The sequence below is a fragment of the Streptomyces sp. NPDC048643 genome (assembly GCF_040650615.1).
GTDB lineage: Bacteria > Actinomycetota > Actinomycetes > Streptomycetales > Streptomycetaceae > Streptomyces.
Window position 1 is genome coordinate 28077 of sequence record NZ_JBEZHO010000031.1, and the last position, 21671, is coordinate 49747.

A 21671-nucleotide genomic window follows, 5' to 3' on the forward strand; every position below is an offset into this window, starting at 1 on the left:
CCAAGGCCCCAGCGGTCCGCTCGTGGTCCCCCGGGTGCCGCACACGGCACCCGGGGCCCCGGCGTCGCCCGCCCGGGGGGATGGTGCCCGATCAGACGGTCGAGGGTTCGGCCTGCACCGGGCAGCCGTGCTCCAACTCCCGCTCGGTGCGCCCCAGCACGATCGAGTCGGCGATCTCACCGCTGCGCACGGCGATGTTCGACAGCAGCGCCGACGACAGGCCGTGACTGTGCTCGGTGCCGCCCTGAAGGTAGACGCCGCAGGTCAGGTCCGACGCGGGAACCAGGCGGTAGTCGCGCTCGACCCGGTGGCGGCCCGCCGCGTCCCGCTGGAAGTGCCGGTCGAAGTCGCCGAGCAGACGGGCCGGGTCCAGGCCGTCGTAGCCGGTGGCGAACACCAGCGCGTCGACGGCCAGTTCCTCCGTCGAGTCGTCCAGCAGCGACCGCAGCAGCACCCGCGTCTCGTTCCCGGCCCGCTTGACCTCCGCGACCCGGGTCAGGTTACGGAAGTGCAGCCGCCGGCTGCCGCGCACCTGCTCGTCGTACAGCCGCTGGTAGAGGGACTGGATGACGTCGGCGTCGACCACCGAGTAGTTGGTGTTGCGGTGGTAGCGCCAGAACGCGTCCTGGGCCCGCTCGTTGCCGAAGTAGTACTCGTCGACCGCGCCGGGGTCGAAGACCTGGTTGGCGAACGGGGTGTCGTCGGCGACGGAGTAGCCGTAGGAGGGGATGACCGCGGAGACCTGGGCCTCGGGCAGCGCGTCGTGCAGGAACCGGGTGATCTCGGCCGCGCTCTGCCCGGCGCCGACCACCGCCACGCTCTTCAGCCCGGCCGGGTCCATTTCGTTGAAGCGGCCCAGGAACTGCGAGCTGTGCCACACCCGTTCGTCGGCGACCACCCCCTCCGGCAGCCGCGGCACCAGGCCCGTGGAGATGGCCACGTTACGGGCGGTGACCCGGCTGAGGGTGCCGTCACCCGCGCGGACCTCGACCTCGATGAGGTCGGGACTCGCCACCCCGCCCTCGGTGCCGGGCCGGATCGCGGTGACCTCCGCGCCGTAGGTGACCCGGTCGCTCAGGCTCGCGGCCGCCCACTCCAGGTACTGGTGGAACTCCTGGCGGGTCGGGAAGAAGTCCTGGTTGTTCACGAACTGCACCAGCCGGTTCGCGGCGTGCAGATACGAGATGAAGCTGAACCGGGACATCGGATTCCTGAAGGTCGCCAGGTCCTTGAGGAAGGAGATCTGCATGGTCGTCGACGGCAGCAGCATGTTCCGGTGCCAGCCGAACGAAGGCTGCCGCTCGAAGAAATGGGACGTGACCGGATGCTCCGGAGCGCTCGCCCCGTGCTCCTCCAAGGCGATCGCGAGCGACAGGTTGGACGGGCCGAACCCGATACCGACCACGTCGTAGATCTCCTGGCTGCGCCTGCCCGTTATGCCCATAGAAAACTCTCCCGCTTGCGTCTGGAAAACTCGGCCGGTGGCCCGAGAGACCGTTCTGCAGTGTTGCTGTGGAGAGCCTCTCAAAGCCAACTTGAAGATGGCATGAAGACCGTTCGAGAAGTTCTCGAAGTGCGCGGCAACCGGAAAGCGTTGTCCTGCCGGCGGGACGGCGATATGGTCGGCACAAATTTTCAGAACTCCGCGCGGCACCGCCGACGGCGAGATGCCCGGAGCAATACCGGCCCGCGTGCGATCCGATCGGTCATTCGGCCACGCCCCGAACCGAAACCGCTCTTCGAGCCACCGTCATGCCCCGAGCCATTTTCCGAAAGGGTGAATCCGCATGTTCGTGCCCAGCTCCTACCGCGAACCGGACAGTTCGTGGATGGTGGACCTGATCCGCGCCAATCCACTGGCCCTCGCGGCCGCCAACGGCCGCCCCGAGGACGGCCCGTTCGCCACCCACCTGCCGGTCATCTTCGACCCCGACACCTCGGGGGAGTGGACCGGTGAACTGCCCGGCGCCACCCTCCTGGGACACATGAACCGGGCGAACCCGCACTGGGCGGCACTGGAGTCGGGCAGCGTCCTGCTGCTGACCTTCACCGGCCCGCACTCCTACGTCTCACCCACCGTCTACGAGGTGACCCCGGCCGCCCCGACCTGGAACTTCACCGCCGTCCACGTACGGGGCGTGGTGGAGAAGATCGACTCGGTGCAGGAGACCCTGGGCGTCGTGGAGTCCACCGTGCGCGCCTTCGAGGGACGGTTCGGCAACGGCTGGGACATGACCGCCTCCCTCGGCTACTTCCGCAAGATCGCACCGGCCGTGGGAGCCTTCCGCTTCACCGTGACGGGCGCCGAGGGCATGTTCAAGCTCAGCCAGGAACAGCCCGGCGAAGTCCGCGAGCGGGTCCGGGAGTCGTTCGGACAGAGCGCCTGCACCTACAAGCGCGAGACGGCCGGCCTGATGAGCCGGCTGCCGTCAACTTGATCCGGTCCTGAACGGCCGGCTTGGAGGCAGTGCCCAGCTGGCTGCTGGGTGGACTCCTCCGTCCAGACACCCTCTACGGGGTGGCAGGGACGCGTGACTCACGCCCCGCATTCCACATCACGGCGCCGCGCTGGGCGATGAGATGGGAAGCGTTCCGGTCCGCGTGGGCAACGACCCCGCAGTTCCGACAGATGAAGAGGGCCTGGCCGGCCCGGTTCTTGTTGTCGACGTGCCCGCACTCGCAGCACGTCTGCGAGGTGTGGGCAGGGTCGATGTGGACCACGGGTACGCCTGCGCGGCGCGCCTTGTACGCGATGAATCGCCCCAGCTGGGCGAAGGCCCAGGAGTGGAGTGTGACCCGTTGGGGCTTGCGGAGCCGTACCCTCTGCCGGATGCCGCCCAGGTTTTCCAAGGCTATTCCGGCCGAGGTGCGTTCAGCCTCGGTCACGATCGTTTTCGCGATGACATGGTTGGTGTTGGAGACGTGTCGCTGTTCGCGCCGGCTGCGCTTCTTCAGCAGTCGCTTGGCGGACTTGGTGTCCTTACGCTGAAGCTTGGTGCGAAGAGCGCTGTGGCGTTGGCGGCGCCGGTTCAGGTTGCGCCCGGCGGCCTGGTAGCCGGTGGACGTGGTGGCGATGTTCACGATGCCGAGGTCGACGCCAATGAACTCGTCTGGCTCGTACTGCTGCGCCTCGGGAACCTCACAGGTGGCGATCAGGTAGAACGCTCCACCGCTTTCCACGAGATCCGATTCGCCCTGCCGGTGCTCGCGCAGCAGCTTGAGGCCGTCGGCGGAGCAGTCGAACCCCACACCTCGGATACGCCCGCCGGTGGTCCAGATGGACACCGTCTGCGTGTCGAACTGCCAGCTCAGGCAGCGGTCGTCGTAGGGCTGGGCTGCTGCGTGCCGAAAGACGATCGGTTTGGACTCGGCCTTTCTACGCCGCTTCGAGCCCGGTTTGCCGACGTGTCCGACCTCTATGTTTGCCTTGAGCGTCGTGTAAGCATCGCGGACCTTCTTGATCGTGTGCTGGGCTGCCTGCGCCCCCAGCCCCCGCGACTTCAGCTCCGCGTAGGTGTGCTTGCGCAGCTCGTACTCGCGCGGCACACCCCGCTCGAACGCCACCGCCGACACCCAGTTCGCGGCCTCATTGACCATGCGCAGGGTCTCCGACAGCGTGGCGGCCTGCTCGGCCTCCAGCACCAGCTTCACCTGCACCACGAGTTTCATGGCGTGATTGTGCCATTGAGCGATGCCACCGCGAGTCTCTGTGGGGCGATCAGTCCTGGGCGCCTTCAAATCTCGAGGCCTCGCAGGGCGGAACTCCGTTGGAGGTTCAAGGAGCACATCAAGAACTTGAAACGACCCGGCCGAGGTCAGCAGTGGCAGACCTGTGGCTGCCGCGGGCCAGAGCCACACTCCCGGCCGTGAGACGCCGGTTCTGCGTTCCGGGCAAGTGAACAACGGCGACCGGTCGCGGTCGCAGGCGTCGGGGCCTCTACGCGCTGACGGCCACCGCCCGCACCCGCACCGCCCTGCCGCCACCGGCCGCACCGTCCCGGCCCTCAGCACTGCCTGCGGCCGGCGCGACAGCCGAAGCGGCAACCGGTGCGGCGGCGGCGCCCCGGAGCCCGGCGGCCTCCTCCCGGCCCCCGAACTCCCCGACCTCTGCGTGCTCCCCGTGCTGCCCGAGTTCTCCGACCTCCGCGTGCTGCCCGTTCTCTGCGTCACCTGGTGCGTCCGGGTCCTGCAGCGCGGTCGCGGCCGCACGGTCCAGTGTCGCCGTCACCCACTGCTCGAAGTCGACACCCAGCTGCTCCGCCGCCCTGTGCCACCACTGCAGACGGCTGCCGGGCAGATCCAGACGCTGACCGGCCTCCGCCGCCAGTGGCGGCTGCTGCTCACTACGGCGCGCGGCGCGCAGCGCACTGCGCAGCTGCTTGGTCGTCCACTCCTGCCGCTCGGCCCGCTCCAGCCACCGGTCCTGCTCCTCGGCCGGCATCGAGGCCAGCTCGGCGTGGTGCTGGAAACTCAGCGCCGCCCGGCGCCGGGGATGAGGAAAACGCCGTGACACCCACGCGTAGTTGCGCAGCGTCTGGTAGGAGAGACCCACCGCGCGTATCCCGCGCTGGTAGCGGTCGGTGTAGTGGTCCTTGCCGTAGACCAGCCAGTCGCCCAGCCACCACGACGAGGAGTCGAGGACATCCGCGAGCTGACGCCCGGCCCGCTCCCACTCGTCGTACGCCATCAGCTCCGGCATCTGCAGACCCACCCGGGTCGTCAGCACCTGACCCCGGCGCGCCCCCGACCCCACCGCGCGCGACGGCTGTGGCGCTCCCTGCGCAGGAGCGGTGGCCGGGCCGCCGTGCGACCCCGCGGTTCGACCGGCCTGACGCTCCATCATGCCTCCAGTAGAAAAAAAAGGGGGGTTGTGGCATACGACCGGCGAAGACTCTTCCAGCGTGGGCTGGAGAGGAACCGGAGCCGAACTCGAACTACCGCACGGCGAACACCTCTACGACACGCCCCCCGCCCCGGCGGGGGAGTGGGGGAGTCGTCCCGCCGACGGGACCGCCGCCAAGACGACGCGCCGCGGCCGGGACGACGTACCACCACGGCCGCCGGGTCAGTGCGCGGCGGACGGCGCCGGGCAGAACTCGGCGTCCAGGACGGGCAGGACCGTTTCCGCGCCCCAGTTGCTGTTGTAGTTGAACGTCAGCTGGTGGCTGCCGTCCTCGGTCAGGGCGGACAGCGACAGCCATCCCACCGCTCCGCCGTCGTGGTACCAGAGGGTGGTGCCGCAGCCCAGCGTGAGCCGCTCGATCCCCAGCCCGTAGGACGAGCCGGGGAAGTCGGGGTTGTCGACGGTCGTCGTGAGCTCCTTCACCTGCTGCGCCGGCAGCAGCCGTCCGCGCAGCAGCGCCCCGAAGAAGCGGTTCAGGTCCCCGGCGCTGGAGATGATGTCGCCGTTGCCCCAGCTCTGCGACCCGTTCACCGCGGTCACGTCGTCGATCCGCTCCGGCTGCGCGGCGAACAGCCGGGAGTAGCCGCGGCTGCTGGGCCGGGGCAGGCCGGTGCGCTCACCGGGATTCGACGTCGCCGTGAGCCCGAGCGGCTCGATGATCCGCCGGCGCACCTCGTCCTCGTAGGAGCGGTGGCCGACCTTCTCCACCACGAGGGCGGCCAGCACGTCGTTGGTGTTGGAGAACCAGTGCCGCACGCCCGGCTGGAACGCCGGCGGGTGCGCGAGGGCCACCTTCACCCGCGCCGCGGGCGTCAGCGTGTCGTAGCGGTGGCGCAGGTACCCCTCGCCCGCCAGATACGTCTGCCCGTACACCGGGTCCATGACGTAGTCGAACAGGCCGCTGGTGTGGTTGAGGAGCTGGCGCACGGTGATCGCACGGCCGTCGTTGCCGTTGCCGCTCACCAGGCCCGGCAGATAGCGGTCCACGCTCTCGTCCAGGCGCAGCTTCTTCTCCGCCTCCATCTGCAGCAGGACCGTCGCGACGAAGGTGTCGGTGATGTTCCCGACGCGGAACCGGTCGTTGGTGCCGCGCGCCGCCCCGGTGGCGAGGTCGCCCACGCCCGCCGCCGTCTTCCACACCCCGGCGGCGTCACGCGCCTCGGCGCTGACGCCGGGGACACCGGCCGCGACGGCCGCCTCCAGTGCCCGCTGCGTCGCCTGGTGGGCGGCGGCCGCGGGAGTGGTGTCCCGCGCCGCCTGGGCGGGAGCGGTGAACACCCCTGCTGTCAGCGCGAGCGCCGCCACACCGACCGCACCGGCCCGGGATCTCTTGCCTGTCCTCATGTTCTGGCTCCTGACATTCGTCTGTCGGTACGTGGCCGCCTACGGGGTCCGTAGGCAGTGCGGTACGGGGCCCTCGAAGTGCGGGGGCCGGGCGGTGAACGCGCGCTGTCCGCCCGGGGGTCGGGTTCAGCGGGGGCGGGCGGTGGCCGCGTCGAGCGCGGTGGTCACGTCCCGCTGGATCTGCGCCAGCAGCGGCAAGGGATCGTCGGCGAAGTAGAAGTGGCCGCCGTCGAAGACCCGCAGCCCCAGGAAGTGCTCGAAGTGCCGGGCCCAGCCGGTCACCGAGGCGGGCGGGGCGGAGTGGTCCGAGCCGCCCGCGTAGGCGGACAGCGCCACCGGCAGTACGGCGGCCTCCGGATCGGGGCGCCAGGTCTCCACCAGGCGCAGGTCGGCCCGGATGACCGGCTCGAACAGGGCCCACAGGTCGGGGTCCTCGAAGACGTCGCCAGGCGTGCCGCCGAGCAGCTTCAGACGCTCCCGCAGTTCGGCGTCGGGCAGCTGGTGGTAGCGCTGCCCCTGGCCGCCCGGCCGCGGTGCGGTCCGCGCCGAGAGCCCCGCCCACACCGGCAGCGGCAGGCCCCGCGCCAGAATCCGCCGGGTGATCTCGTACGTCAGCAGGGCGCCCATGCTGTGTCCGAACAGGGCGTAGGGGCAGTCCAGTTCCGCCTCGATACCGTCCAGCAGGTGATCCGCGAGGCGGCCGGCGTCGGTGATCTGCGCCCTGTCCAGGAGCAGCCCGTGGCCCGGGGCGTCGAGCAGCCGCACGTCCCACGACGAGGGCAGGCCGGCCGGCCAGGTGCGGTAGAGCAGGTGCGAGCCGCCCGCATGGTGCAGGACGAACAGGCGCAGGGCAGGTCGTGTGCTGTTCATCGCTCTCCCTCGGATCGGGCCGCGTCCCGGGGACCATAGAACGGCGCCGGCCCGTCATGTTCCGGCCACCGGGCGCCCTGTGCCGCGGCTGTGGCGGCTCTCGAGCGGCCCTCAGGCGCACCACCGCGCCACCCGCCCCGGACCGCCCGCCTCCACTGCGCACCGGGCCCCGGCCATCCCCGCCACCGCCACCCCGACATCCGGGACCGGCCGCCCCGCCACCAGCCGCACCCCGGCCGGCCACGCCGTCCCCACGAGCCGTGCGCCTGCTCTTTTCCGCCCCCACCAGCCGCAGCCCGCCGGCTGCGGCACACAGTGCCCGGGCCCGGCTGCCGCCGGCGTCGCGGACCGGGCAGGCCCCGCCCCGCGGTCTCGACCAGGACTCGACCGGCACCGCACGAACCATCGCTAGATTGACGGACGTTGGCACCAGCGACGCGGCCGGCCAGGCCCGTACGACACCTGCGGACCCGCCCACAAGGCCAGGGGTCCCCACCACCGCTCGAACCGGAGCGGACGCCACACGGGCCTGGCTGCCGTACGCTCCCGCCCAGCTCCAGAACCGCAAGGCAGACGATCTCGCATCCCTACGTCACGGACCGGCGGCACCGCCCCGGTCCCGGGCCGCTCCCGAGACAACGCGAGCGCCCTTCGACGCCGTGGTGTCCGATCGGCCAATCTGCGCCCAGGACAGCGAAGTCCGGCGAAGGGACGAACCGGTGAACGACGACTGGCAAGAACTCGACCAGCCACTGCGCCACGCCCACACCCACAGTTACGTCGGCGGCACGGCACAGGCCGGCGCCCCGCCGCTGCGGCTCGCCGGAGCGGACGACGAGGCGGCGGTCTCCGCCGAACCGCACATAGTCCGCGGCATCGACTGACCTCCGATCGCCTCCCCGTCCACCAGGTCTCCTTCCCTTCCCTGGGCGGGGTGCGACGCCCTTGGCCGCAGCGGCACCCCGACTGCCGTAGCTGCCCCCGGCATCCCGGCCCCGCATGCCACACGGCCTGCGGGGCCGTGCGGCCTGCGGGGCGCAGCTCCGCTCGCGCAGCCGGGAGCCGTACGTCCCTGCCGCCGCCCCTGCTCCGAGCACCGCCTGCGCGGCGCGGAGCACCCTGCGGCGTGACACCGCAGCGCGGACACCCAGGCCCCGCAGGCCGCAGCGACCCGCGAGCCCGGCCGCCCCTCACGCGCACCGCGCCCGGCCGGCAGCCACGACGTGACTCCGCCCGGCGCAACGGCCACCCCCTCCGATCGGGGCGAGCAGGCGCCCCGCCGGCACAGAACCACCGCCCGGCCCCCGACCCCGACCAACTCCGGTTTGCTGAGCCCCCGTACGCCCGAGCCGACCCACCTCGCGCCCGACGGCCCGCTGCCCGAACACAACCGGCCCCGCGCCGCTCAGGGCTGGGCTGGGCGCGGCCGGCCACGGAGGCGACCCGGCTCCGCCTGCGTCACGTCACGCCCCGAGCAGGCGAATGGGCTCCTGGGTCGGAGCGCGCCCCGCGGACCCGCACCGGTGGCCCGCCCGCTGCCTGAGGGATGCAGCGCTCCCGCCCGCCCGCCACCGCCTCCGGCCCCACCGCGAGCAGCGCGCCCCACATCCCGTGCGCAGCCCACCTCCGCCCTCCGGCACCCGGCCCGCGCGCGGCACACGCACGAACCCCCGCCCCCGTACGGAACACCGGGGACACCCCTCGGAGGGACACAGGACACACCTGGCCGCACGCTGGCGAACCACCCGTCGCCCGCGTCGTGTTCGGCCCCCTCGTCAAGCCGATCTGAACCCGGCCTCCAGCCGCGCTCCGGTCACCACGCCCGGCTCGGGGCGGCCGCGCATCGTGGCACAGGAACCCGGCCCGGTACAGAGGATCCGGCCGGGTGCGGGCCCTTTCCCCGACAGGGCGGGCGGCGTGGCGGCGGCCCTTGTCGTGCCGGCGGCCCGCTCCATACGGTCGTGGCAACGCCGGGGTCGTACCGACGCCGGGTGTCCGCTCGACCGGACGCCCGGGTGTCCCGTCGACCGGACAACGCCGGCCGGTGAACCCCGCCCGGTGCGCTCTCGCACCCGGCCCGGGGACAGCCCATCCCGAGTCACCTCATGACGGTTAAGGACGGTGCCAGTTGAGCACGAACCCCTTCGATGACGAGGACGGCCGCTTCTACGTTGTGGTCAACGACGAGGAGCAGCACTCCCTGTGGCCGGCGTTCGCCGAGGTGCCCGCCGGCTGGCGTGTGGTCTTCGGCGAGGCGGCCCGCGCCGAGGCCCTGGAGTACGTCGAGTCGAACTGGACCGACCTGCGCCCGCGCAGCCTGCGCGAGGCGATGGCCGCGGACTGAACACCGGACCCACCGAACCGGGCTGACGCAGCATCAGACCGCGGGGTCCGTAACGGGCCCCGCGGTGCCCGGGTACGCCGGCCCGCACGGCCGCGTCCCGGCACACGCGAGCGATGCGAGCGGGCCGGCCCGGACCGACGGCAGCGACCGCCGCCCGGCCCGCCCGGGGGATCGGTCCAAGACCGGGCGAACACTGCGAGTTGGGAGATGACGTTGTGACGGGCGCTGCGAGAACTGCGAGCAGGTACAAGCCGAGGCCGCACACCACGGGGGAGCCGGCCCAGCGCGATGTGGTCCTGTCCTTCGTGGGGACGCACGCCACGGTGCAGAAGTCGGGGATGGTCTTCCCGCAGAACCTCTCCGAGCGGTCCTGGGAACAGATCGGGGCCAACCTGCGGGAGCTGGTGAACTCCTCGGCCTGGTGGCTCGCCGACTGGCTGATCTACGGGGAGTCCACCTACGGGTGGCGGCGCTACAAGGAGGCCGTGGAGCGGACCGGGCTCGACTACCAGACCCTGCGCAACTACGCCTGGGTGGCCCGCCGTTTCGAGCACGACCGGCGGCGCGACAGCCTCAGCTTCGCCCACCACGCCGAGGTGACCCGGCTCTCCCCGCCGGAGCAGGACTACTGGCTGCGCAAGGCGGAGCAGCAGAAGTGGTCGCGCAACGAACTGCGCCGCGCGGTGCGCGCCAGCCTGGCCGTGCAGAGCGACCGGGCCGAGCTCCCCGACAGCGCCGACGACGGCGGGCAGGACGCCACCGCCGCGGCCACGCCGCAGACCGCGGGGCAAGGCGGGCAGGGCGGAAGCAAGGTCACCACGCTGACCATCGAGCTGTCCGCCGGCCAGCTGGAGTACTGCTCCAAGGCCGCCGCCGCGCACGGACTGCCCGTCGACAAGTGGGTGGCCCGGATGCTGGCGAGCGCCGAACGCCAGAGCGCCTGAGAGCGCACCGCCCCGGTGCGCCCGGGGCGAACCCTCTGCCCGGGTGCCGCGGCGGCCCGCCCGACCGGACACCTCACACATCGGAGTCAGTTGATGATCCTTCAGGGAAAGCGGGTGGCGCTGCCGCCCTCGCCCGTCGTCCACCGGCGGTTCGAGGAGCACGCCAGGGCCACCCCCGACGCCCTCGCCGTCGTGTGGTCCGGCCGGCAGGTGACGTACGCGGAACTCGACGCACGGGCCAACCGGTTCGCGCACCTGCTCACCGCACGCGGCCACGGCCGCGGCGCGAAGGTCGGCGTCTGCCTCGACTACTCGATCGACATGATCGTCGCCATCCTCGGCACCCTGAAGGCCGGCGCCGCCTACGTGCCCTTCGACCCCGCCTACCCCGCGGCCCGCCTGCAGCTGCTGCTCGGGCAGGTACCCGACCTCGCCCTGATCGTGGCCTCCCCGGCGACGTCCACGATGGTCGAGTCCGCGGGCGTCGAGGTCATCGACCTCGAACAGCTCGCCGGCCACCTCGCGACCCTCCCGGCCACCGCCCCCGACGTCGACGTCACCGGCGACGACCTCTGCTACGCGGTGTTCACCTCCGGCTCGACCGGCACCCCCAAGCTGGCCGCGGTCCGCCACGAGGGCTGGTTCAACCTGATGAACTGGCTCCAGCTCGAGTACGGCCTGCACCGCGGCTCCCACAACCTGGTCGTCTCCGCCTTCGGCTTCGACCTGTCCCAACGCGCCCTGATGACACCCCTGTTCTGCGGCGCCACCCAGCACCTGATGGCCAGCCGCAACTTCGACGCCATGCTGGCCCACCGCATGCTCACCCAGTACGACATCCGCGTCGTGCACTGCGCCTCCAGCACCCTGTACCTGCTGGTCGACTGGGAGAACGCGCGCGGCGGCGACGCGCTCGCCCGGCTCGACTACGTCCTGTTCGGCGGTGAGGCCCTCAAGAGCGAACGCCTCACCCACTTCGCGCGCCGCCCGGGCACCACCTGCACCCTGCTGCACCAGTACGGCGTCGCCGAGTGCACCGACGTCGCCACCTCCTACGACCTGGCCCACTACCGGCCCGGCGAGCACGACATCGCCCCGGTCGGCCGGCCCGCCCACAACACCGCCATCCACCTCCTGGACGCCGAACTGCGCGAGGTCGAGGCCGGCCAGTACGGCGAGATCTGCATCTCCGGGGCCGGCGTCGGCGCGGGCTACCTGGGCGGCAGCGGCCCCGAGAACGCCAAGTTCACGACCATCGACGCCCAGGGGACGCCGCTGCGCCTGTACCGCACGGGAGACCGCGGCCGGATCGACGACAACGGCCAACTCGTCGTCGCCGGACGGATGGACGCCCAGGTCAAGGTGCGGGGCATGCGGATCGACCCCACCGACATCGAACGCGCCCTGGGACGGCTGGCCGGCGTCCGCGAGGCAGCCGTGGTGGTCACCTACAACGACGGCGGCGAAGCCGAACTGAACGCGTTCGTCGTCCCCTCGGGCAACGACCTCGCCGAGGACGACCTGCGCACCCGCCTGCTGTGGACCCTGCCGCGGAACATGGTGCCCTCCCGGTTCACGAACATCCTGCGCCTTCCGCTGAGCCCGCACGGAAAAGTGGACCGCGCCGCCCTGGCAGGCATCTGCCGCACCCAGTACGCCGGCAGCAACTCCGCGGTATGACCGGGCCCCTTGACGTGACGACAACCGAGAGGAATGCGATGACCGCCGACCGCGTCCGCGCCATCTGGTGCCGGGAACTCCAGCGTGAGGACATCACGCCGGACGACGACTTCTTCGCCCTGGGCGGCCAGTCCCTGATCATGGTCAGGATTCAGGGCGCATTCATCGAGGAACTGGACGCCGAAGTCCCCATGGACCAGATGTTCCTCAACCCGACCGTGGCGTCGATCGCCGCCTACATCGACTCCCAGGCCGCCCTCGCCCCGTAAACCGCCACCACCCTCGACGCGCCCCGGCAGGCCCGGGGCCGTCCCGCCGGCGGGACACCCCGGCATACCCGCACTCCTTTCAACTCCCCTCCCGCCGAAGCCCTTTCACGGCCCGCAGGATCTCTTCATCCCGCCCACCCGGGCCGGATAGCCTCGAATTCGTCCACGGTCACCGCCCCCCTTTCTTTCCTTCATTTCGGCCGGCCGCAGCGAACAGCGCACCCCCATCACCCCGGCACATTCGGCCGCGGCCGAACCGTGCCCAAAAACCATCCGGTAAGAGAGGCGCCATGTACGACGTGATTGTCATAGGTGCCCGTTGTGCGGGTTCGCCGACGGCCATGCTTTTCGCACAGCAGGGCTATCGCGTCCTGCTCCTGGAGAAGGCACGTTTCCCCCAGGACACCCTCTCCTCGCACTACATCCACCAGCAGGGCATCGCCCTGCTCAACCGGTGGGGCCTGCTGGACAAGATCCGCGACTCGGGCGCCCAGCCGATCACCCACCAGCGCTACGAGGGCCCCGGCGTGCGCATCGAGGGCTTCTCCCTGCCCATCGACGGCCTGCGCACCACCTACGCCCCCCGCCGCTACGTCCTCGACCCGATCCTCGCCGACGGCGCGGTCGCGGCCGGCGTGGACTTCCAGCAGGGCTGCGCCGTCAACGACCTCCTCTTCGACGGCGACCGCGTCACCGGCGTGCGCTACACCACGCCCGCCGGCACCGTCACCACCGAACAGGCCCGCCTGGTCGTCGGCGCGGACGGCATGCGCTCCCTGGTCGCCCGCAAGACCGGCGCCCCCAACGTCATCGAACACCCGCGGATGACCTGCACCTACTACAGCTACTGGTCAGGCGTCCCCTCCGACTTCGAGCTCTACGAGCGCACCGGCCGCTGGATCGGCGTCCTGCCCACCAACGACGACCTCACCCTGCTCATGGCGTACTTCCCGCAGGAGGACTTCGGCCAGGTCCGCAAGGCCGTGGAGCCCGCCTACCTCGACGCCTTCCGCACCACCGCCCCCGAACTGTACGAACGGATGCAGTCCGGTGAGCGCGTCGAACAGCTCTACGGAACCGGCCACCAGGACAACTACTTCCGCAAGGCCTACGGCCCCGGCTGGGTACTGGTCGGCGACGCCGTCAACCACAAGGACTCCATCACCGCCCGCGGCATCACCGAAGCCTTCGTCCAGGCCCAGACCCTCACCGACACCATCGGCCAGAACCTCCACGAGGACACCGCCCTCAAATCGGCGCTGCGCCGCTACGAGAACAGCCTGGGCGACGAGGCCCTCAACCACTACCAGGGCGCCCTGAACGTCGCCGAACTCAAGCCCGAGTCACGCACCGACATGCTGCGCAAACTCGTCGGCCACCAGCAGCACATCGACCGCTACTTCTCCACGCTGTCGGGCGCCTGCTCCATCGACGACTTCTACAACGACGAACTGCTGACCCTGCTCGACCAGAGCTGACGACCTGACGACCCGCTCCCTGGTAACGCCGAATTTGGAGACAAGATGATCCCGTTGTCGTTCGCGCAGCGCCGGCTGTGGTTCGTGGACCGCTTCGAAGGCCCCTCGCCGACCTACAACGGCGCGTTCGCCCTGCGGCTGACCGGCGAGCTGGACGTGCACGCACTGCGGGCAGCGCTCCACGACGTCGTCGACCGGCACGAAGTGCTGCGCACGGTCATCGTCGAGGACGACGACGGCGTCCCGCACCAGCAGGTCCTGCCCCAGGGACACGAACAGGTCACCCTGCCCCTGACCGAGGTCACCCCCCAGACGCGGGAGAGGGCCGTCGACCAGGCGGCCAAGCAGACCTTCGACCTGGCCACCGACGTACCCATCCGGGCCGTCCTGCTGCGCTGCGCACCCCGCGACCACACCCTGGTCCTGGTCGTCCACCACATCGCCCTGGACGGCGAGTCCCTGGGCCCCCTGCTGCGCGACCTCACAGCCGCCTACACGGCCCGCCGCGACAACCAGGCGCCGCGATGGGAGCCGCTGCCGGTGCAGTACGCGGACTACACCCTGTGGCAGCAGGACGTCCTGGGCCAGGAGTCCGACCCCGACAGCCTCGCCGCCCGCCAACTGGACTACTGGCGGCAGGCGCTGGCCGACCTCGCACAGCCGCTGGCCCTGCCCACCGACCACCCCCGCCCGCGTGCGGTCAGCTCACGCGGCGACCTGGTCGAGTTCCCCGTCGAACCCGGCCTGCTGCGCGCCGTGGAGAAACTCGCCGCCGAGCATGACATCACCGTCTCCATGGTCATGCAGTCCGCGCTCGCCGTCCTCCTGCACCACCTCGGCTGCGGCGACGACATCCCCCTCGGCGCGCCGATCGCCGGCCGCACCGACGAGGATCTGCGCGACCTCGTCGGCTTCTTCGTCAACACCTGGGTGCTGCGCGTCGACCTCTCCGGCAACCCGACCTTCCTCCAGCTGCTGCACCGCGTACGCGAGCGGGCGCTGGCCGCCTACGACAACCAGGACATGCCCTTCGAGCGGCTCGTGGAACGCCTCAACCCCGACCGCTCCACCGCCTACCACCCCTTCTTCCAGGTGATGCTCGCCTGGCAGGAGCCGCTGGGCGAGCTCCACTTCGCCGGCCTGGACGTCACCTCGCAGACCCTGGAGACCGGCACCGCCAAGTTCGACCTGTTCTTCAACATGATCCCGGACAGCTCGGGCGGCGCCGGGGTGCGCCTGGAGTACGCCACCGACCTCTTCGACCAGGACACCGTCCGCGCCATCGCCGCCCGCTTCGTGCGCGTGCTGGGCCGGCTCACCGCCGACACCGGACGCGGCGTCAGCAGCATCGACGTCCTCGACGACACCGAACGCGACCGGCTCCTCACCTTCACCACCCCCGCCACCACGACCCGGAGCACCGGACAGACGGTCCCCGACCTGTTCGAGGCCCAGGTGCAACGCACCCCCGACGCCCCGGCGATCGTGTGCGAGGACCGCACCCTGACCTACCGCCAGCTCGACGAACGGGCCGCCCGCATCGCCCGCGAGCTCACCCGCCGCGGCGCCGGCCCCGAGGACCTCGTCCTGCTCGCCCTGCCCCGCACCGAGGACCTCGTCGCCGGCCTGCTCGGCATCCTCAAGTCCGGTGCCGGCTACGTACCGATGGACCCGCAGTACCTCAGCGCCCGCGCCCGGACGGTCCTCGACGAAGCCGCCCCGCGCTTCGCGGTCACCGACACCGCCACCTGGCAGGACCTTCCCCCCAACACCGTCCAGGCCCTGCTCCTCGACGAGAGCACCGACCGGGACACCCCCGACACGGCCGGCGAGCGGGCCCCCAGGACCGTGCCGCGGCCCGCCAACCTCGCCTACGTCATGTACACCTCCGGCTCCACCGGCAAGCCCAAGGGCGCCGCGATCACCCACCGGGGCGTCCTCGACGGCATCCGCGCACTGGCCCGCACCGTGGACGCCGGCCCCGGCCGCCGCATCCTCGCCGGCACCTCCGTCAACTTCGACGTCTCCGTCTTCGAGCTGCTGACCGCCCTGACCACCGGCGCCACCGCCGAACTCGTGCCCAGCGCACTGGTACTGGCCGAACGCGACCACGTCGACGGCCACATCATCAGCGCCGTCCCCTCCGTGCTCGGCGAACTGGTCAGCCACCTCCACAAGGCACCCGACGTGGACACCGTCGTCCTCGCCGGCGACGTCCTGCCCGCCCGCCTGGTACGCCAGGTCCGCGAGGCGCTGCCCGGCGTGAGAATCGTCAACTCCTACGGACAGAGCGAGAGTTTCTACGCCACCACCTTCGCCCTGCCCGCCACCGACACCCTCCCCGACGGCGACGTCACCCCGATCGGCACCCCGCTGCCCGCCATGCGCGCCTACGTGCTGGGCCCGGGCCTCGCCCCCGTACCGCCCGGAGTGATCGGCGAACTGTACGTCGCCGGGAGCTGCCTGGGCCGCGGCTACCACGGCCGGCCCGCGCTGACCGCCGACCGCTACGTCGCCGACCCGTACGGCCCCGCCGGCGAGCGCATGTACCGCACCGGCGACCTGGCCCGCTGGAACGCTGACGGCGACCTGGAGTGCGTGGGCCGCGGCGACGGCCAGGTCAAGGTACGCGGATTCCGCATCGAGACCGCCGAGGTCGAAGCCGCCATCACCCAGCACCCCGGGATCAGCGAGGCCGTCGTCATCAGCCGCACCGTGCCCTCCGGCGGCCGCCAACTCGTCGCCTACGTGGTGCACACCGGCGAAGGCGCCGTCGGCGACGACGGAGACGGCGGCATCGGCGACGTCGACGTGCAGTCCGGCGCCTCGGCCGCCGAACTGCGCAAGTTCGTCGCCGCCCGCCTGCCCGACTACATGGTGCCCTCCGCGTTCGTCGCCCTGGGCCGCCTGCCGCTCGGACCGACCGGCAAACTCGACCGCACCGCGCTGCCCGAACCGGAGTTCCAGGGCGAGACCTACCGCCGGCCGCGCACCGAGGCCGAAACCGTCATCGCCGCCGCCTACGCCGACGTCCTCGGTGTGGAACGCGTCGGCATCGACGACGACTTCTTCGCCGTCGGCGGCGACAGCCTGCGCTCCATCCAGGTGGTGGCCCGCGCCCGCGCCCGCGGCCTGAACCTGACCACCCGCGAGATCTTCGAGTGCCGCACCGCGGCCCGCCTCGCCGAAGTGGCCTCCGCCCGCCGCGAGCAGACCCCCGTCCTGGCCGAACTCGACGGCGGCGGCATCGGCACACTGCCACTGCCCCCGGTCGCCCGGCACGTCTTCGAACACGGCGGCGGCACCGACCGCTTCGCCATGGCGATGGCCCTGGACCTGCCCGAAACGATCGACGCCGCCACCCTGGCCGCCACCCTGGACGCCGTCCTCGACCGCCACGACCTGCTGCGCGCCCGCCTCATCCACGAAGCCGGCGAACCCGCCCTGCTCGTGCGACCGCCCGGCAGCGTCCGCGCCCAGGACCTGATCCACCGCGTCGCCTGCGACGGCCGCTGGGAGGATCAGCCCCTGCTCCGGGCGGCCAAACAGGAACTGGACGACGCGGTCGGCCGCCTGAACCCCACGGCCGGCACCCTGGCCGACTTCGTCTGGTTCGCCCCCACCACCGGGACGGGCCGTCTCCTGGTGGTCCTGCACCACCTGGTCGTCGACGGCGTCTCCTGGCGCATCCTCATGTCCGACCTCGCCGAGGCCTGGCAGCAGGTCCGCTCCGCCACCCCACCCGACCTGCCCGCCGTGGGCACCTCCGCCCGCCGCTGGGCCGCAGCCCTCCAGGACGAGGCCCTCTCGCCGCGGCGCGAAGCCGAACTCGACTACTGGCGCGACCTGCTCGAAGCACCCAACCCCCCACTGGGCAGCCGCCCCTTCGACCCGGCCCTCGACGTGATGTCCACCCTGGACACCGTCCGCATCGACCTGCCCGCCGACGTCACCGAAGCGGTCCTGACCACCCTGCCCGCCGCGTTCAACTCCACCGGCACCGACGTCCTGCTCGCCGCCCTCGCCCTGGCCGTGGGCCGCTGGAGCGGCACCGACCACCCCACCCTGGTGCGCATGGAGGGCCACGGCCGCGAGGACCACGTCGTGCCCGGCGCCGACCTCTCCCGCACCATCGGCTGGTTCACCAGCATGTACCCGGCCCGCGTCGACGTCGCCGGCCTGGACCTCGCCGACGCCCTGACCGGCGGCCCGGCCGCCGGACAGGCCATCAAGCGGGTCAAGGAACACTTGCGCACCGTCCCCGACAAGGGCCTGGGCTACGGCCTGCTGCGCCACCTCAACCCGGAGACCGCCGACCAGCTCGCCGAATACCCCGCCCCGCAGATCGGCTTCAACTACCTCGGCCGGATCTCCGCCGCCGACGTGCCCGAACACCTGCGCGCCGACGGATGGGGGCCCGCCTCCTGGTCCGCCGACCTGATCCCGCAGCCCGACCCGGACCTGCCCGCCCTGTCCGCCCTGGAGGTCAACTCCCTGGCCACCGACACCCCCGAGGGCACCCGGCTGCAGGCCGCGTTCATGTTCCCCACCGGACTCCTCACCCGCGAGCGGACCACCGAACTCGCGAACCTGTGGGTACGGGTGCTGCACGGCATGGCCGCGCACGCCAAGCGCCCCGACACCGGCGGACTGACCCCCTCCGACGCCCCGCTCGTCACCGTCCGCCAGGACGAGATCGAGGCCTGGGAGCAGACCTACGGCCCGCTCAGCGAGGTGTGGCCGCAGGCCCCGGGACAGTCCGGCATCCAGTTCCAGGCAGCGCTTGCCGACGGCTCCTTCGACGTCTACCACATGCAGTTCGTGCTGCACCTGAGCGGACACGTCGACCCGGTCCGCATGCGGGCCGCCGGCCAGGCACTCCTGGACCGCCACCCCAACCTGCGCTCCGCGTTCCTGGCCGCCGACAGCGGAGAGCCCGTCCAGATCGTCGCCGACCACGTCACCCTGCCCTGGCACCACCTCGACCTGAGCGGACAGGACCCCGCCGCACAGGACACCGCCCTGGACCAGGCCCTGGCCGCCGACCGGGCCGACCAGCTCGACCCCACCCGGCCCCCGCTGATCCGCCTCGCCCTGCTCACCTGCGGACCCCAGCAGGCCAAACTCATCGTCACCGCACACCACACCCTCTTCGACGGCTGGTCCTCACCGATGGTGATCACCGACCTGGTCCGCCTGTACTCCAGCGCCGAGGACCTCCCCGCGGCCCGCAGCTACGGCGACTACCTGACCTGGCTGTCCGCGCAGGACCAGCAGGCCTCCGCCGCACGCTGGAAGAGCGAGCTGGAGGGCTTCGACCAGCCGACCCTGGTCGCCCCCGACGCCGCCCTGAAGGGCACCTCCTCGGCCCTGGGACGCGTCGAGGTGCCGCTGTCGATCGACAAGGGACGCGAACTGGCCCGCCGCGCCGCCCAACTCGGCGTCACCCTCAACACCCTCCTGCAGGGCGCGTGGGCGATCCTCCTCTCCCAGCTGACCGGCCGGCAGGACGTGGTGTTCGGCGCCGCCGTCAACGGCCGCCCCGCCGACCTGCCCGGCTCCGACGAGATGGTCGGCCTGTTCATCAACACCCTGCCCACCCGGGTGCGCTGCCTGCCCGAACGCAGCATGGGCGAGGCCATCACCGACCTCCAGGACCGCCAGACCGCCCTGCTGGACCACCACCACTACGGCCTCGCCGACATCCAGCGCGACATCGCCCTGCCCGCCCTGTTCGACACCCTCATCGTCTTCGAGAACTACCCCATCGACCGTGAGGGCATCGTCGACGCGAACACCTCCGCCGGCTTCACCATCGACAGGATCCGCCCGTTCGCCGGCTCCCACTACCCGCTCACCCTCAACTCCGCCGACCCCTACCTGCGGCTCTCCCTGGACTACCAGAACAACCTCTACGACCGCCCCGCCGCCGAGGAGATCGCCGCCCGCCTCGTACGCGTCCTGGACCAGCTCCTGGCCGACCCGGACACCCGCCTCGACGCCGTCGACGTCCTCGGCGAGGCCGAACGCCACTGGCTGCTCGACGAGGTCAACGACACCCGCGAACCCACCCTCGAACCCGGCCTCGTGGACACCCTGGCCCGGCACGCGCAGGCCACCCCCGACGCGCTCGCCCTCACCGCCCAGGACCGGTCGCTGACCTACCGCGAACTCGACGAACACACCAACCGGCTCGCGCACTGGCTGACCGGCCGCGGGGTGGGACCCGAACAACTGGTCGCCGTCCGGCTGCCCCGCACCGCCGACCTCGTCATCGCCCTGCTGGCCGTCCTGAAGACCGGCGCCACCTACGTGCCCGTCGACCCCGACCACCCGGCCTCACGCATCGCCCACATCCTCCAGGACTCCCGACCCGCCCTCGTCCTGGACGCCGACACCCTCGCCGCCGCCGACCTGACAGCCCACCCGGCGACCCCGCCGGGCACGGTCGTCCACCCCGACCAGAGCGCCTACGTCATCTACACCTCCGGCTCGACCGGCAAGCCCAAGGGCGTCGCCGTCACCCACCGCGGCCTCGCGAACTTCCTGGCCACCATGGCCCGCCGCTTCCCCCTCACCCCCGCCGACCGGCTCCTCGCCGTGACCACCGTCTCCTTCGACATCGCCGGCCTCGAGCTGTACCTCCCGCTCATCCGCGGCGCGGCGATCGTCCTCGCGGACAAGGACACCATCGCCCAGCCCGCCGCCGTCCTGAAGACGATGCGCGACCACCACGTCACCGTCGTCCAGGCCACCCCCGCCTTCTGGCAGATCCTCCTCATGGAGGAACCCGACGCCGCCCGCGGCCTGCGCATCCTGGTCGGCGGCGAAGCCCTGCCGCCCCGCCTCGCCCGCACCCTGGCCGCCCAGGCCGCCGACGTCGCCAACGTCTACGGCCCCACCGAGACGACGATCTGGTCCACCAGCGCCCACGTCGAACCCGACACCGGCGTCCCGCCGATCGGCACCCCCATCGGCAACACCCGCCTCTACGTCCTGACCGCACGCCTGGACCCCGCCCCGCGCGGCGTGCAGGGCGAGCTGTACATCGCCGGCGACGGCCTGGCCCGCGGCTACCAGAGCCGCCCCGACCTGACCGCCTCCCGCTTCGTGGCCTGCCCCTTCGGCCCGCCCGGCGAGCGCATGTACCGCACCGGCGACCTGGTCCGCTGGGGCGAGGACGGCCGCCTGCAGTACATCGGGCGCACCGACTTCCAGGTCAAGATCCGCGGATTCCGCATCGAGCTCGGCGAGATCGAACACGTCCTGGCCGAACACCCCGCCGTGGCCCAGGCCGTCGCGATCGTCCGCGAGGACCGCGAGGGCGACCAGCGCCTCGTCGCCTACGCGGTACCCGCAGGCAAGGCCGACCCCACCACCCTGGACACCGCCGCCCTGACCGCCCTGCTGCGCGAACGCCTGCCCGAGTACATGGTCCCGGCCGCCATCGTGCCGCTCGCCGCCCTGCCCACCTCACCGAGCGGGAAACTCGACCGCGGCGCCCTGCCCGCCCCCGACCACGGCGAAGCGGTGAGCGGACGGGCACCCGCCAACGAGCGCGAGGAAACCCTGTGCCGGCTGTTCGCCGACCTCCTGGGCCGCGAACAGATCGGCGTCGACGACGACTTCTTCGCCTGCGGCGGCCACTCCCTGCTGGCCACCCGCCTCAGCGGCCGCATCCGCAAGGAGTTCGCCATCGACTCCAAGGTCACGATGGTCTTCCGCAACCCGACCGTCGCCCAACTGGCCGTCCGGATCGAGGAACTGACCGCCCCCGACCAGAGCCGCCCGCGCCGCGCGAACCGCCCCCAGCTGCGCCAGATGACTGTGCAGGAGTAG

General features: G+C 71.8%; 13 protein-coding genes. 8 read left to right on the plus strand and 5 right to left on the minus strand.

From position 1 onward, the window contains the following. Window positions 1–91: 91 nt before the first annotated feature. Window positions 92–1444 (minus strand): lysine N(6)-hydroxylase/L-ornithine N(5)-oxygenase family protein, encoded by a 1353-nt coding sequence (locus AB0C62_RS26830; RefSeq protein WP_362977293.1) that lies wholly within the window; start codon window positions 1442–1444, stop codon window positions 92–94. Window positions 1445–1787: 343 nt separating this feature from the next. Here AB0C62_RS26830 and AB0C62_RS26835 point away from each other — a divergent pair, with 343 nt between their 5' ends. Further along, entirely contained in the window at window positions 1788–2438 is a 651-nt protein-coding gene (locus AB0C62_RS26835; protein WP_362977295.1) for an FMN-binding negative transcriptional regulator, read from the plus strand. A gap of 73 nt (window positions 2439–2511) precedes the next feature. Here the strand turns inward: AB0C62_RS26835 and AB0C62_RS26840 are convergent, their stop codons facing one another. The 4 genes from AB0C62_RS26840 to AB0C62_RS26855 form a co-directional block, all read right to left on the minus strand. Beyond that, window positions 2512–3669 carry a transposase gene (locus tag AB0C62_RS26840; RefSeq protein WP_362977297.1) on the minus strand — a complete coding sequence of 386 codons (1158 nt, stop codon included), beginning with the start codon at window positions 3667–3669 and terminating at the stop codon, window positions 2512–2514. Between the two features lie 268 nt (window positions 3670–3937). Continuing rightward, complete coding sequence (locus AB0C62_RS26845) at window positions 3938–4843, minus strand: LmbU family transcriptional regulator (RefSeq protein ID WP_362977299.1); 906 nt, start codon at window positions 4841–4843, stop codon at window positions 3938–3940. Between the two features lie 222 nt (window positions 4844–5065). Next, on the minus strand, window positions 5066–6247 hold the full coding sequence (locus tag AB0C62_RS26850; protein ID WP_362977301.1) for a serine hydrolase domain-containing protein: 1182 nt from the start codon (window positions 6245–6247) through the stop codon (window positions 5066–5068). 126 nt (window positions 6248–6373) lie between these two features. Then, on the minus strand, window positions 6374–7117 hold the full coding sequence (locus AB0C62_RS26855; RefSeq protein ID WP_362977303.1) for an alpha/beta fold hydrolase: 744 nt from the start codon (window positions 7115–7117) through the stop codon (window positions 6374–6376). 719 nt (window positions 7118–7836) lie between these two features. Between AB0C62_RS26855 and AB0C62_RS26860 the strand changes: the two genes are divergently transcribed. The 7 genes from AB0C62_RS26860 (at window position 7837) to AB0C62_RS26890 (ending at window position 21671) form a co-directional block, all read left to right on the plus strand. After that, window positions 7837–8001, plus strand: a complete 165-nt coding sequence (locus tag AB0C62_RS26860; protein WP_355879803.1) for a hypothetical protein — start codon at window positions 7837–7839, stop codon at window positions 7999–8001. Between the two features lie 1244 nt (window positions 8002–9245). Next, window positions 9246–9461 carry an MbtH family protein gene (locus tag AB0C62_RS26865; protein WP_362977305.1) on the plus strand — a complete coding sequence of 72 codons (216 nt, stop codon included), beginning with the start codon at window positions 9246–9248 and terminating at the stop codon, window positions 9459–9461. A 305-nt stretch (window positions 9462–9766) separates the two neighbouring features. Continuing rightward, window positions 9767–10405 (plus strand): LmbU family transcriptional regulator, encoded by a 639-nt coding sequence (locus AB0C62_RS26870; RefSeq protein ID WP_362977307.1) that lies wholly within the window; start codon window positions 9767–9769, stop codon window positions 10403–10405. 93 nt (window positions 10406–10498) lie between these two features. Then, on the plus strand, window positions 10499–12085 hold the full coding sequence (locus AB0C62_RS26875) for an amino acid adenylation domain-containing protein (protein ID WP_362977309.1): 1587 nt from the start codon (window positions 10499–10501) through the stop codon (window positions 12083–12085). 38 nt (window positions 12086–12123) lie between these two features. Further along, window positions 12124–12354, plus strand: coding sequence for a phosphopantetheine-binding protein (locus tag AB0C62_RS26880; RefSeq protein ID WP_362977311.1), 231 nt, complete (start codon window positions 12124–12126; stop codon window positions 12352–12354). Window positions 12355–12644: 290 nt separating this feature from the next. Continuing rightward, window positions 12645–13832, plus strand: coding sequence for an NAD(P)/FAD-dependent oxidoreductase (locus tag AB0C62_RS26885; protein WP_362977313.1), 1188 nt, complete (start codon window positions 12645–12647; stop codon window positions 13830–13832). 45 nt (window positions 13833–13877) lie between these two features. Then, on the plus strand, window positions 13878–21671 hold the full coding sequence (locus tag AB0C62_RS26890) for an amino acid adenylation domain-containing protein (protein WP_362977315.1): 7794 nt from the start codon (window positions 13878–13880) through the stop codon (window positions 21669–21671).

What these genes read in the sequence shown, in the direction of transcription:
- AB0C62_RS26830 (WP_362977293.1), bottom strand. Translation starts at nt 1,444, where the DNA reads ATGGGCATAACGGGCAGGCGCAGCCAGGAGATCTACGACGTGGTCGGT.
- AB0C62_RS26835 (WP_362977295.1), top strand. Translation starts at nt 1,788, where the DNA reads ATGTTCGTGCCCAGCTCCTACCGCGAACCGGACAGTTCGTGGATGGTG.
- AB0C62_RS26840 (WP_362977297.1), bottom strand. Translation starts at nt 3,669, where the DNA reads ATGAAACTCGTGGTGCAGGTGAAGCTGGTGCTGGAGGCCGAGCAGGCC.
- AB0C62_RS26845 (WP_362977299.1), bottom strand. Translation starts at nt 4,843, where the DNA reads ATGATGGAGCGTCAGGCCGGTCGAACCGCGGGGTCGCACGGCGGCCCG.
- AB0C62_RS26850 (WP_362977301.1), bottom strand. Translation starts at nt 6,247, where the DNA reads ATGAGGACAGGCAAGAGATCCCGGGCCGGTGCGGTCGGTGTGGCGGCG.
- AB0C62_RS26855 (WP_362977303.1), bottom strand. Translation starts at nt 7,117, where the DNA reads ATGAACAGCACACGACCTGCCCTGCGCCTGTTCGTCCTGCACCATGCG.
- AB0C62_RS26875 (WP_362977309.1), top strand. Translation starts at nt 10,499, where the DNA reads ATGATCCTTCAGGGAAAGCGGGTGGCGCTGCCGCCCTCGCCCGTCGTC.
- AB0C62_RS26880 (WP_362977311.1), top strand. Translation starts at nt 12,124, where the DNA reads ATGACCGCCGACCGCGTCCGCGCCATCTGGTGCCGGGAACTCCAGCGT.
- AB0C62_RS26885 (WP_362977313.1), top strand. Translation starts at nt 12,645, where the DNA reads ATGTACGACGTGATTGTCATAGGTGCCCGTTGTGCGGGTTCGCCGACG.
- AB0C62_RS26890 (WP_362977315.1), top strand. Translation starts at nt 13,878, where the DNA reads ATGATCCCGTTGTCGTTCGCGCAGCGCCGGCTGTGGTTCGTGGACCGC.